Origin of the sequence: Bradyrhizobium sp. AZCC 2289 (assembly GCF_036924615.1) — a bacterium.
In the GTDB taxonomy this organism is placed as follows: Bacteria; Pseudomonadota; Alphaproteobacteria; order Rhizobiales; family Xanthobacteraceae; genus Bradyrhizobium.
This window is the reverse complement of sequence record NZ_JAZHRY010000001.1, coordinates 4,759,777-4,772,070: the sequence shown is the minus strand read 5'-3', so window position 1 is coordinate 4,772,070 and position 12,294 is coordinate 4,759,777. Positions and strand designations below refer to the sequence as shown.

General features: G+C 62.7%; 11 protein-coding genes. 6 read left to right on the top strand and 5 right to left on the bottom strand.

All coding sequences use genetic code 11. The annotated features are described in order from the left end of the window. Nucleotides 1-54: 54 nt before the first annotated feature. The 4 genes from V1289_RS22685 to V1289_RS22670 all read left to right on the top strand — a co-directional run bounded on the left by V1289_RS22685 (nucleotide 55) and on the right by V1289_RS22670 (nucleotide 5,912). Complete coding sequence (locus tag V1289_RS22685; RefSeq protein WP_334398945.1) at nucleotides 55-2,394, top strand: xanthine dehydrogenase family protein molybdopterin-binding subunit; 2,340 nt, start codon at nucleotides 55-57, stop codon at nucleotides 2,392-2,394. A 14-nt stretch (nucleotides 2,395-2,408) separates the two neighbouring features. Beyond that, on the top strand, nucleotides 2,409-3,209 hold the full coding sequence (locus V1289_RS22680) for an FAD binding domain-containing protein (RefSeq protein ID WP_334398943.1): 801 nt from the start codon (nucleotides 2,409-2,411) through the stop codon (nucleotides 3,207-3,209). Nucleotides 3,210-3,457: 248 nt separating this feature from the next. Continuing rightward, on the top strand, nucleotides 3,458-4,774 hold the full coding sequence (locus tag V1289_RS22675; protein ID WP_334398941.1) for an LLM class flavin-dependent oxidoreductase: 1,317 nt from the start codon (nucleotides 3,458-3,460) through the stop codon (nucleotides 4,772-4,774). Between the two features lie 25 nt (nucleotides 4,775-4,799). Continuing rightward, the gene (locus V1289_RS22670; protein ID WP_334398939.1) at nucleotides 4,800-5,912 is read left to right on the top strand and encodes a CaiB/BaiF CoA transferase family protein; all 1,113 of its coding nucleotides are present in this window, start codon (nucleotides 4,800-4,802) and stop codon (nucleotides 5,910-5,912) included. A gap of 157 nt (nucleotides 5,913-6,069) precedes the next feature. Here the strand turns inward: V1289_RS22670 and hppD are convergent, their stop codons facing one another. Beyond that, nucleotides 6,070-7,188 carry a 4-hydroxyphenylpyruvate dioxygenase gene (gene hppD / locus V1289_RS22665; RefSeq protein WP_334398937.1) on the bottom strand — a complete coding sequence of 373 codons (1,119 nt, stop codon included), beginning with the start codon at nucleotides 7,186-7,188 and terminating at the stop codon, nucleotides 6,070-6,072. Nucleotides 7,189-7,309: 121 nt separating this feature from the next. On the opposite strand from hppD, the gene V1289_RS22660 reads away from it, so the two are divergent. Together V1289_RS22660 and V1289_RS22655 are read left to right on the top strand one after the other, a co-directional pair. Next, the gene (locus V1289_RS22660; protein WP_334398935.1) at nucleotides 7,310-7,786 is read left to right on the top strand and encodes an Lrp/AsnC family transcriptional regulator; all 477 of its coding nucleotides are present in this window, start codon (nucleotides 7,310-7,312) and stop codon (nucleotides 7,784-7,786) included. A gap of 94 nt (nucleotides 7,787-7,880) precedes the next feature. Then, nucleotides 7,881-8,192 carry a DUF1272 domain-containing protein gene (locus V1289_RS22655; RefSeq protein ID WP_334398933.1) on the top strand — a complete coding sequence of 104 codons (312 nt, stop codon included), beginning with the start codon at nucleotides 7,881-7,883 and terminating at the stop codon, nucleotides 8,190-8,192. 104 nt (nucleotides 8,193-8,296) lie between these two features. Here the strand turns inward: V1289_RS22655 and fahA are convergent, their stop codons facing one another. The 4 genes from fahA to V1289_RS22635 all read right to left on the bottom strand — a co-directional run bounded on the left by fahA (nucleotide 8,297) and on the right by V1289_RS22635 (nucleotide 12,291). Next, nucleotides 8,297-9,568: a fumarylacetoacetase gene (gene fahA / locus V1289_RS22650; protein ID WP_334398932.1), complete on the bottom strand. Its 1,272-nt coding sequence runs from the start codon at nucleotides 9,566-9,568 to the stop codon at nucleotides 8,297-8,299. Nucleotides 9,569-9,723: 155 nt separating this feature from the next. Continuing rightward, nucleotides 9,724-11,070 (bottom strand): homogentisate 1,2-dioxygenase, encoded by a 1,347-nt coding sequence (gene hmgA, locus V1289_RS22645; RefSeq protein ID WP_334398931.1) that lies wholly within the window; start codon nucleotides 11,068-11,070, stop codon nucleotides 9,724-9,726. Between the two features lie 2 nt (nucleotides 11,071-11,072). Further along, nucleotides 11,073-12,029 carry an MBL fold metallo-hydrolase gene (locus tag V1289_RS22640; RefSeq protein WP_334398930.1) on the bottom strand — a complete coding sequence of 319 codons (957 nt, stop codon included), beginning with the start codon at nucleotides 12,027-12,029 and terminating at the stop codon, nucleotides 11,073-11,075. Nucleotides 12,030-12,063: 34 nt separating this feature from the next. Further along, complete coding sequence (locus V1289_RS22635) at nucleotides 12,064-12,291, bottom strand: DUF2783 domain-containing protein (protein ID WP_334398929.1); 228 nt, start codon at nucleotides 12,289-12,291, stop codon at nucleotides 12,064-12,066. Between the last annotated feature and the right edge of the window lie 3 nt (nucleotides 12,292-12,294).

The following is a 12,294-nucleotide window of genomic DNA, read 5'->3' as shown; positions in this document are numbered from 1 at the left end:
GCAGCGTTTCGATGGAAATGGCGGAAACAATAACTCCGGTTGGGAGGACAGGACATGGGCGTTGAAGGCATTGGCGCAAGCGTTGTGCGCAAGGAAGACCGACGTTTCACGACCGGCAAGGGCCGCTACGTCGACGACATCAAATTGATGGGCATGACCCATGCCCAATTCATCCGCAGCCCGCACGCTCATGCCAAGGTCAAGAGCATCGATACGTCGGCGGCGATGAAGATGCCCGGCGTGGTTGCCGTGCTCACCGGCCAGCAGATCGTCGACGACAAGGTCGGCAATCTGATTTGCGGCTGGGCCATTACCTCCAAGGACGGCACCCCGATGAAGATGGGCGCGTGGCCGGCGATGGCGCCGGAGACGGTGCGCTTTGTCGGACAGGCGGTCGCGGTGGTGATCGCCGAGACCAAGAACCAGGCCAAGGACGCCGCCGAAGCCGTCGTCGTCGACTACGAGGAACTCCCGGCCGCCGCCAACATTAGCGCGGCGATCAAGCCCGGCGCGCCGCAGCTTCACCCCGAGGCCCCCGGCAACGTGATCTACGACTGGACCATCGGCGACGAGGCCGCAACCGACGCGGCGTTCAAATCGGCCGCCAACGTGGTCTCGCTCGACATCACCAACAACCGGCTGGTGCCGAATGCGATGGAGCCGCGCGCGGCGATCGGCGACTACAACGAGGCCGAAGAGCATTTCACGCTGTACACGACGTCGCAGAATCCGCATGTCGCGCGTCTGGTGCTGTCGGCCTTCTACAACATCGCACCCGAGCACAAGCTGCGGGTGGTGGCGCCCGATGTCGGCGGCGGCTTCGGCTCGAAGATTTTCATATATCCTGAGGAAATGGTGGCGCTATGGGCCTCCAAGAAGGTGGGGCGCCCGGTGAAATGGACCGGCGATCGTTCCGAGGCCTTCCTGACCGACGCCCATGGCCGCGATCACCTGACCAAGGCCGAGCTCGCGCTCGACGCCGGCCACAAGATCACGGGGTTGCGGGTCAAGACCTACGCCAATCTCGGCGCCTATATGTCGCTGTTCTCCTCCTCGGTGCCGACCTATCTCTATGCGACGCTGCTGTCGGGTCAGTACAACATCCCCAACATCTTCGCCGAGGTGATCAGCGTTTACACCAACACCACCCCGGTCGACGCCTATCGCGGCGCGGGCCGGCCCGAAGCCAGTTTCGTGGTGGAGCGGCTGCTGGAGACCGCGGCGCGGCAATTGAAGGTCGATCCGGCGGAATTGCGCCGCAAGAATTTTATCACCACCTTCCCGCACCAGACGCCGGTGATCATGGCCTATGACATCGGCGATTTCGGCGCCTCGCTCGATGCTGCGATGAAGGCAATCGATTACGCCGGCTTCCCGGCCCGCAAGGCGAAAGCCAAGTCCGAAGGCAAGCTGCGCGGCCTCGGCCTGTCCTGCTACATCGAGGCCTGCGGCATCGCACCTTCGAAAGCGGTCGGCAGCCTCGGCGCCGGCGTCGGCTTGTGGGAATCCGCGGAAGTCCGCGTCAATCCGGTCGGCACCATCGAGATCCTGACCGGATCGCACAGCCACGGCCAGGGGCATGAAACGACCTTCTGCCAGCTGGTCGCGGAGCGCCTCGGTGTTCCCATCAGCCAGGTTCAGATCGTCCATGGCGACACCGACAAGGTGCAGTTCGGCATGGGCACCTATGGATCGCGTTCGGCCGCCGTCGGTTTGACGGCGATCCTCAAGGCGATGGAGAAGGTCGAGGCCAAGGCCAAGAAAATCGCCGCGCATCAGCTCGAGGCGTCCGAGAACGACATTGTCATCGAGGGCGGCATGTTCAAGGTCGCCGGCACCGACAAGTCGATCGCGCTGCCGATGGTGGCGCTCGCCGCCTATACCGCGCACAATCTGCCCGACGGCATGGAGCCGGGCCTGAAGGAAGGCGCGTTCTACGACCCGACCAACTTCACCTTCCCGGCCGGCGCCTATATCTGCGAACTCGAAGTCGACTCCGCGACCGGCAAGACCTCCTTCGTCAATTTCGTCGCGGCGGATGATTTCGGGCGGCTGATCAACCCGATGATCGTCGAAGGCCAGGTCCATGGCGGTCTCGCCCAGGGCATCGGCCAGGCACTGCTCGAAGGGGCGGTTTACGACGATAGCGGCCAGCTCGTGACGGCGTCGTTCATGGATTACACCATGCCGCGCGCTGACGACCTGCCGTCGTTCAAACTGAACCACACCACGACGCTGTGCCCAGGCAATCCGCTCGGCGTCAAAGGCTGCGGCGAGGCCGGCGCGATCGGCGCATCGGCGGCCGTGATCAACGCGATCACGGACGCGATCGGCAACAACAAACTGGAAATGCCGGCGACGCCCGATCGCGTCTGGCATGCCATTCACGGCTGAGAGGGAGCAAAACCATGTACGAGACCACTTATCATCGCCCCTCCTCGGTTGAAGAAGCGGCCGCGCTGTTCGCCAAGGGCTCGGAAGCAAAATATCTCGCCGGCGGCCACACCCTGATCCCCGTGATGAAGCAGCGGTTGGCGGCGCCATCCGACGTGATCGATCTCTGCAAGATCAAGGACCTGATCGGCGTCGACGTGTCATCCGATGCCGTGACAATCAAGGCCGCGACCACGCACAACGACGTGGCCCAGAGCGGCCCGGCGCAAAAGGCGATTCCCGCGCTCGCCTATCTCGCCACGTTGATCGGCGATCCCGCCGTGCGCCATCGCGGCACCATCGGCGGCTCGATCGCCAACAACGATCCGGCCGCGGACTATCCCGCCGCCGTGCTCGCGCTCGGCGCCACCGTCAAGACCAACAAGCGTTCGATCTCGGCGGACGATTTCTTCAAGGGCCTGTTCTCGACCGCATTGGCCGACGGAGAAATCATTACCGCCGTGTCGTTCCCGATTCCGGCCAAGGCGGGATATTCAAAATTCCCGCATCCGGCGTCGCGCTTTGCGCTGACCGGCGTGTTCGTGGTCAAGACCAAGGCGGGCGATGTCCGTGTCGCCGCCACCGGCGCCTCCCAGAATGGCGTGATGCGGGTGCCTGCGATTGAGGCGGCGCTGAAGGCCAATTGGTCGGCGGCCGCCCTCGACGGCGTCAATATTTCCGCTGACGGGCTGATGAGCGATATCCATGGCTCATCGGACTATCGCGCCAATCTGATCAAGGTGATGGCACAGCGCGCGGTGACCGCCGCGGGCTGATAGCGTCTAAACACAAAACCGATGCAAGCGGCGCCTGCGAGCCCGGTTCTGACGAACCGGGCTCGCGTCTTTGTTTTGACGCGTTTTCTTCACGCGAACCGGCGCCCACTTCGCTCAAAAACGCTATAGCGATGCGCGCCGCTCTGCATTTGGTCGGATTCTCGGCAAAAGCCGCTTGCCACGTCAGCCATAAGGCGAGACAATTTAGCTAATCAGCTAATTAAAAAATACCTCTCCCGGGAGCGCCCATGAAGTTCGGCATTTTCTACGAGCACCAATTGCCGCGGCCGTGGAACGACGGCGCCGAGCACAAGCTGTTCCAGGAGGCGCTCGACCAGGTCGAGTTGGCCGACAAGCTCGGCATCGATTACGCCTGGGAGGTCGAGCACCATTTCCTCGAGGAATATTCGCATTCCTCCGCGCCCGAGATTTTCCTCGCCGCCTGCTCGCAACGAACCAAGCGGATTCGCTTGGGCCATGGCATCTGCCTGATGCCGCCGAAATATAATCACCCCGCGCGCGTCGCCGAGCGTATCGCCACCCTCGATCTCGTTTCCAACGGCCGCGTCGAATTCGGCACCGGCGAGAGCGCGTCGCTGATGGAGCTCGGCGGCTTCAATGTCGGCTTCGATCCGGTCGAGAAGCGGCGGATGTGGACGGAGGCCGTCGAGCAATGCACCAACATGATGGTGATGGACCCCTATCCCGGCTTCAAGGGCGAATTCTTCGAAATGCCCTGCCGCAATGTGGTGCCCAAGCCGGTGCAGAAGCCGCATCCGCCGCTGTGGGTCGCCTGCTCCAACCGCGAAACCATCAAGCTGGCGGCGCGGCACGGCATCGGCGCGCTGACTTTTGCCTTTGTCGATCCGCGCGAGGCGCGGCAATGGGTCGATGATTACTACCGAATCTTCAAAGAGGAGTGCGTACCGATTGGGCATGCGGTCAATCCGAACGTTGCGATGGTGACCGGCTTCTCGCTGCATGCCGACGAGATGGAATCGCGCCGCCGCGGCGAAGATGGACTGCGCTTCTTCCGCTATGGCCTCGCCCATCACTATATCTTTGGCGAGCACAGGCCGGGCCGTACCGACATCTGGGCTAATTTCGAGAAGGCGCGCCATGCATTGCCGCCGGCTGGCGCCGATCACGGTATCGGCACGCCGGACCAGTTGCGCACGCATCTGCGGCATTTCGAGGAGTCGGGCGTCGACCAAACCGTGTTCATCCAGCAGGGCGGCCGTAACCAGCACGAGCATATCTGCGAGGCGCTCGAACTGTTCGCCAAAAACGTGATGCCGGAATTCCGGGCGCGCGAGATCGAGCGCGAACAGCAGAAGCAGGCCGAGCTCGCGCCCTACATTGAAAAGGCGATGGCGCGCAAAAAGGCCATGACGCCGATGCGCGACGAGGAAATTCCGGTCTACGTCGCACTCGGCCGCAAGGTCGCGGAGGAAGGCACCGGCACCGAGCGCCAGAAGCAGAACGCCAAATTATGGGCCGACGCGGCCAAGGTGACGCTCAGCGATCCCGCCCGCCACGGCAGCAAGACGCCGGTCAGCTCCTAGATTTCACCATAAATGGAAAAACAACGTGCTCGATAAACCAGCCCCCCAGTCCGCCACCCGCACCTCCGGCCCGCTCGCCGGCTTCCGCATTGTCGAATTCGCCGGGATCGGCCCCGGCCCGTTCGCCTGCATGATGCTGGCCGACATGGGCGCGGAGGTGGTGACGCTCGACCGCGTCGGCGCCAAGAAGAATCTGAAATCGGTCGCCGGCCGCGGCCGCAAGGTCGTCGAGCTTGATCTGAAGGACAAGGCCGCGATCGCGCAGGTGCTCGACCTGCTCGCCAACGCCGACGCGCTGATCGAGGGCTTTCGTCCCGGCGTGATGGAGCGACTGGGCCTCGGGCCCGACGTGGTGCTGGCGCGCAATCCGCGCCTCGTGTTCGGCCGCATGACCGGCTGGGGCCAGGAAGGCCCGCTGGCGCAGGCCGCCGGCCACGACATCAACTACATCTCGGTCACGGGCGCACTCGCCGCGATCGGCACCAGGGAGAAACCGGTGCCGCCGCTCAACCTGGTCGGCGATTTCGGCGGCGGCGCGCTTTATCTCGTGGTCGGCGTGCTCGCAGCACTTTTGGAGGCGTCGAAATCCGGCAAGGGCCAGGTGGTCGATGCCGCGATGTGCGATGGCGCGGCGTCGCTGATGTCGATGTTCTTCGACATGACGGCGATCGGCCGCTGGGTCGAAGGCCGCGAGCAGAACTTCCTCGACGGCGGCGCGCATTTCTACGGCATCTATGAATGCTCCTGCGGCAATTTCATTTCGATCGGCTCCATCGAGCCGCAGTTCTACGCGCTCCTGCGCCGGCATGCCGGCCTTACCGACGCCGATTTCGACGCCCAGATGGACCGCAAGGCCTGGCCGGCGCTGAAGGATAAGCTGACCAAGGTCTTCAAGAGCAAGACCCGCGAGGACTGGTGCAAGATCATGGAAGGCACCGACATCTGCTTCGCGCCGATCCTGACCATGGCGGAGGCGCCCAAGCATCCGCACAACGCCGCGCGAAAAATTTTCGTCGAGCGCCACGGCGTGACGCAGCCGGCACCGGCGCCGCGCTTTTCGCGGACACCATCGGCGATACGGGATGCGGAGACGGCGGATATCGGCGAATTGACGAGCGCGTGGAAGGCGGGAAGGTAATCTCCCCTCATCGTCCCGGCGAACGCCGGGACCCACACCGCGGCTCCTCGGCTAAGAACGGCTTTTCGACGACTTTCGTCTATCATGAACGTCGGTGATTATGGGTCCCGCCTCGCGCTTCGCTTGGCCGGGACGACGGGGTATTTTGACGAACCAACTACGCCGCGTTATCCACCTTCAGCACACCTCTGCGAATCTGATCCTCCTCGATCGATTCGAACAGCGCCTTGAAATTGCCTTCACCAAAGCCGTCGTCGCCCTTGCGCTGGATGAATTCGAAGAAGATCGGCCCGATCGCATTCGCCGAGAATATCTGCAACAGGACCTTGGTGTGGCCGCCATCGACGACGCCTTCGCCGTCGATCAATATGCCATCGCGCTGCAGGCGCGCGACGTCCTCGCCGTGTTCGGGCAAGCGCGCGTCGATCTTCTCAAAATAGGTCTCGGGCGGTGGCGGCATGAACGGCAGGCCGGCATCGCGCAAATTTTCGACCGTCGCGTAGATATCCCGCACGCCGCAGGCGATGTGCTGGATGCCCTCGCCGCGATAGATGTGGAGATATTCCTCGATCTGGCCGGAATCGCCGGCGTCCTCGTTGATCGGGATCCGGATCTTGCCGTCGGGGCTGGTCAGCGCCCGCGAGAACAGGCCGGAAGCACGCCCCTCGATATCGAAGAAACGGATCTGGCGGAAATTGAACAGTTTTTCGTAGAACCCGGTCCAGACATCCATGCGGCCACGATGGACGTTGTGGGTGAGATGATCGAGATAGAACAAGCCCGCGCCAACCGGCCGCGGATTCTGCGCGCCGAGCCATTCGAATTCGGCGTCATAGGCCGAACCCTTGGCGCCGTAACGATCGACGAAATAGAGCAGGCTGCCGCCAATGCCCTTGATGGCGGGAACGTCGAGCGTCTTCTGCGCCGATGAAATGTCTGCCGGTTCCGCGCCGAGCGAGAGTGCGCGTTCATAGGCCTGCCTGGCATCGACCACGCGAAACGCCATCGACGGCGCGCACGGGCCATGCGCGGCGACAAAGCCAAAACCGTGGGTGCCGGGCTCCTCGTTGACGAGATAATTGATGTCGCCCTGGCGATAGACCGTGATCTTCTTGGTCTTGTGACGCGCGACCGGCACATAGCCCATCAGCTTGAACAGCGCGTGCAACTCTTCCGGCCGGGGATGCGCGTATTCGACGAATTCGAACCCGTCGGTGCCCATCGGATTGTCGGCGCTGATGGTGGCGGCCGGCGCGTCGTGCGGAAATGGACCCATGGCGGAATCTCCCTGATCTGCTGCACGGAGTTTCCGCCACATCGGGCGCAAAGTGTATGCAAACTGGCCCGATATCGGCTAGAATGGCGCATACTTCGTGCATTAAATAGACAATTCACGCATGATCTCGGTAGACACCTTCGACCTCAAAATGCTGGCAGCGCTGCAGGACGACGGCCGGCTGACCAACCAGCAACTGGCCGATCTGGTCGGCCTGTCGGCGTCGCAATGCTCGCGGCGGCGGATGCGGCTGGAGGAAGCCAAGGTGATATCGGGTTACCACGCCGACCTTGCCAGCGAGGCGCTCGGCTTCAACCTGATCGCCTTCATTCACATCACGCTGGCGACCCATTCGCCGGACAACGCCAAGAAATTCCGCGCGCTGGTCAATCGCGTCGACGACATCCAGGAGGCCTATGCGCTGACCGGCGACGCCGATTATTTGCTGAAGGCCGTGCTGCGCGACCTCAAGAGCCTGTCCGACATCGTCAACAACGTGCTGATGCCGCACCAGAGCGTCGCGCATGTGCGCTCGTCGATCGTACTGGACCGGCTGAAGGAGAGCGCAAAACTGCCGCTGAAGGAATTGCAGCGGTGACGGACTGGCGCGTCCGAAATTGAGGGATATTCGTCATTCGAACCAAGCGTTCGATTTGCGATGATCGTTGCCAGGAAGACATCGCGAGACGACCATGGCGCTGCAACTTCGACCGAACTGCGAATATTGCGACAAGGACCTGCCGCCGAACGCGACGGAGGCGCGGATTTGTTCGTACGAATGCACGTTCTGCGCAGATTGCGTTGAGACCAAGCTTCACAATGTATGCCCGAACTGCGGCGGCGGTTTTGTGCCGCGGCCGATCAGACCCGCGACCGAGCGGCGGGCCGGGGTCTGCGTCACCAGGCAGTTGCCGTCGGACAAGCGCGTGCATCTGAAATACAGCCTCGAGGACATCACCGCGCATTCGGCGAGACTGCGGGATATTCCGCCGGAGGAGCGGTGAGCTGTCTCACATCGTCATTGCGAGGAGCGTAGCGACGAAGCAATCCACTCTTCGTTTCGCCAAGCCGCGAAATGGATTGCTTCGCTTCGCTCGCAATGACGGTGCTATTCAGCGGGAACAATCGTCCCCTCGACCTCGCCGAAGCCGACGCGATAGCCGTCGCCCTGGCACCAGCCGCGCATCACAAGCGAATCGCCGTCTTCGAGGAAGGTGCGCTTGACACCGCCGGGCAGTTCGAGCGGCTCCGTGCCGTTCCAGCTGATCTCCAAAAGGCTGCCGCGCTGGTTCTTTTCCGGGCCGGAGATGGTGCCGGATCCCAAGAGATCGCCGACATTCATGGCGCAGCCGGACGAGGCGTGGTGCACGAGCTGCTGCACCGACGACCAATACATGTATTTGAAATTGGTGCTTGAGATATTGGCGGCCTCGTTCATCGGCGCCGCGCGCAGGGCCACATCGAGCTGCATGTCGTAGTTGTTCGGCTGCGCCTGCCGCAGATAGGGCAGCGGCACTGGATCCTGGGCCGGACCGCGCATGCGGAACGGCTCCAGCGCCTCGCGGGTCACGATCCACGGGCTGATCGAGGTCGCAAAGGCTTTGGCCTGGAACGGGCCCAGCGGGACATATTCCCACTGCTGGATATCGCGCGCGCTCCAGTCGTTCAGGATCACGAAGCCGAAGATCATCTGTTCGGCCTGCTTCTCGGTCAGCATCTCGCCGATCGGCGATGGCTGCCCGACCACCACGCCCATCTCGAGCTCGAAATCGAGCCGCTTGCACGCCCCAAAGCTCGGCGCGTCGGCGGTCGGCGGTTTCAACTGGCCGCGCGGACGGCGGACGCTGGTGCCGCTGACGACGACGGTGGAGGCGCGGCCGTTATAGCCGATCGGCATGTGCAGCCAGTTCGGCTGCAGCGCGTTGTCCTTGCCGCGGAACATGACGCCGACATTGGTGGCGTGCTCCTTCGACGAATAGAAATCGGTGTAGCCGGCGACCGCGATCGGCAGATGCAGTTTCACATCCGCCATCGGCACCAGCGCGCGCCGGCGAAGCTCATCATTGTCGCGCAGTTCCGGATTGTCGTCGCGCAAGAGTTCGCTGATCCGCGCACGGGTGCGCGACCATACCTTCGGCCCCAGCGCCATGAAGGGATTGAGTGATGGCGCCGAGAACACGCCAAGCGGGCCGACATCCAGCCTGGAGTCCTGCTCGAGTTCCCAGAGATCGAGCACGTAATCGCCGATCGCAACGCCGACGCGGGGGGCGAGACCGTCTTTTGCCGAGAACACGCCGTAAGGGAGGTTCTGGATCGAGAAGTCGGATAAGGGATCGACTGTTATGAAGGAGCGGAGGGTGGGATCGTTGGGGTTGGTCAAAGCATTCTCCAATTCAACCATCGTCATGGCCGGGCTTGACCCGGCCATCCACGACTTTCTTTGCTAGCTCAAGACGTGGATGCCCGGGACATCTAGCGCGAAGACGCGCTTCGCGCTTTTGCCCGGGCATGACGAAACGTAGACAGCTCGAAGCCTCACGGCTTATTCGGATCGAAGCGTTTTTCCAGCCCGTTCCAGCAATCGGCATAATCGTCCTGCAGGGTCGACGACTTCGCCGCATGCGCGGTGACGCGCTGCGGGTATCGCGTCTCGAACATGAACGCCATGGTGCCGGTCAGCTTGACCGGCTTCAGCTCCGAATTGCTGGCGTGATTGAAGGCGTCGCGATCCGGGCCGTGCGGCAGCATCATGTTGTGCAGGCTGATGCCGCCGGGGGTAAAGCCCTGCGGCTTGGCGTCGTAGACGCCGTAGATCAGCCCCATGAACTCCGACATGATGTTCATGTGATACCAGGGCGGACGGAAGGTGTTTTCCGCCACCATCCAGCGCTCGGGAAAGATCACGAAATCGATATTCGCGGTGCCCGGCGTTTCCGAGGGCGCCGTCAGCACGGTGAAGATCGAGGGATCGGGATGGTCGAAGCCGACGGCGCCGACCGGCGAGAAGGTGCGCAGATCATACTTGTACGGCGCGTAATTGCCGTGCCATGCCACCACATCGATCGGCGAATGCGGCAGCGTGGTCTTGAACAGCGCGCCGCCCCATTTCACGAACAGTTCGGTCGGCGTGTCCTTGTCTTCATAGGCCGCGACGGGCGTGAGGAAGTCGCGGGAATTGGCCAGGCAATTGGCGCCGATCGGCCCGCGTTCCGGCAGCGTGAAGGCGCCGCCGTAGTTTTCGCAAGCGTAGCCGCGCGCAGGGCCGGAAGGAATCTCGACGCGGAACTTGACGCCGCGCGGGATCACCGCGATTTCGCCGGGCTCGATATCAATCCGGCCGAACTCGGTGACGAAGCGCAAATTGCCCTGCTGGGCTACGAACATCATCTCACCATCGGCATTGTAGAAATGCTGATCGACCATCGATTTCGTGATCAGATAGACGTGCGCGGCCATGCCGGCCTGGGTGTTGGCGTCGCCGGCGGTGGTCATGGTCTGCACGCCCTGCAGGAACGTCTGATCCTCCTTCGGGATCGGCGCCGGATCCCAGCGCAGCTGCGCGATCGGCAAATCATATTCAAGGCACGGCGCGGTGCGCCACAGTCCGGCGTCGACCTTCGCAAAACGCCCGGAATGTTTCACCGACGGCCGGATGCGATACAGCCACGAGCGCTCATTGGCGCCACGCGGCGCGGTGAATGGCGAGCCCGACAGCTGCTCGGCATAGAGCCCGTAAGCGCAGCGTTGCGGTGAATTGCGCCCCCTCGGCAGCGCGCCCGGCAGCGCCTCGGTTTCAAAGCTGTTGCCGAAGCCGGACAAGTAGCCCGGCGTGACGTTGACGGCATTGCGATTGATCGCATTAGGCGAGGTATTGATATTCATGGTCATCCTCCTCCTTGCAGGGCGGCCCACATTTCCTGGTCGCGCTGGTCGGTCCAGATCACGGGATCGTCGATTCCCGAGGCCTCGTCGAACGCGCGCGAGACGTTGAACGGCAGACAATGTTCGTAGATCGCGAAGCTGGAAAATTTGGGGTCCATCACCTCGCGCGTCGCCGCCATCGATTCCTTGAGATTGCGGCCCCTGGCGACCGATGTTTCGGCCGCGCCATAGAGCGAGGTGACGAAATCGCGCGTCATCGCGATCGCGTCGCGCCCGGTCGAAAGACCTTTCAGCGCGTCGCCACGGCCCGGCGCGATCGCCTTGGGATTGAAGGCGCGAATTTCGTTCAGCGTCGCCGGCCATTCGCGCAAATGCGCGTCGCCGCAATAGCAGGCCGAATGATATTCGATCAGATCGCCGGAGAACATCACCTCGGCGTCCGGCACCCAGGCGACGATATCGCCTGACGTGTGACCTGCGCCGAGCTGCATCAGCCGCACTTCGCGTTTTCCCAGATAGATCGACATCTCGCCTTCGAAGGTCAGCGTCGGCCAGGTCAGGCCAGGAATGCTCTGGGCGTCCTGGAACAGCCGCGGGAAGCGGCCGTATTCGGAATCCCAGTCCTGCTGGCCACGCTCTCCGACCAGCCGATAGGTCTCTTGAGAGGCGATCACCGCCTGCGCCTTGTAGGCGGAAGCCCCGAGCACGCGCACCGCATGATAGTGTGACAGCACCACATATTTGATCGGCTTGTCGGTGACAGTGCGCACCCGCTCGATCACTTTATGGGCCATCGCGGGCGTCGCCTGCGCGTCGAACACCAGGCAGCCGTCGTCGCCGACGATCACAGCGGAATTGGGATCGCCTTCGGCGGTGAATGCATAGAGATCGGTGCCAATCTCGGAGAAGGTGATTTTCTTCTCCGCCATGTCGGTCGTCGACGCGAAACCTTTAGCCATCAAATCAGTTCCTGACTTCGTTAAAGACCGTGATCTATTGTTGTTGCTGTTGTTGCTGCTGGCTGTCATCCAGCATCCGCCGCTTGGCGAGCACAATCGCCTCATTCAGCACGTCGAGATCGCCGATGTGGTTGGCGAGCACCAGCACCAGCGCCGCATCGAGATCAGCGCTTTGCGTGTCGCTCAATCCGCGATGCGCCTCGACGATGGCGCGAAATGCGTCGTCCGGCTTGGCGAAATTCGAACTGGTGGACAGCGTCATGGC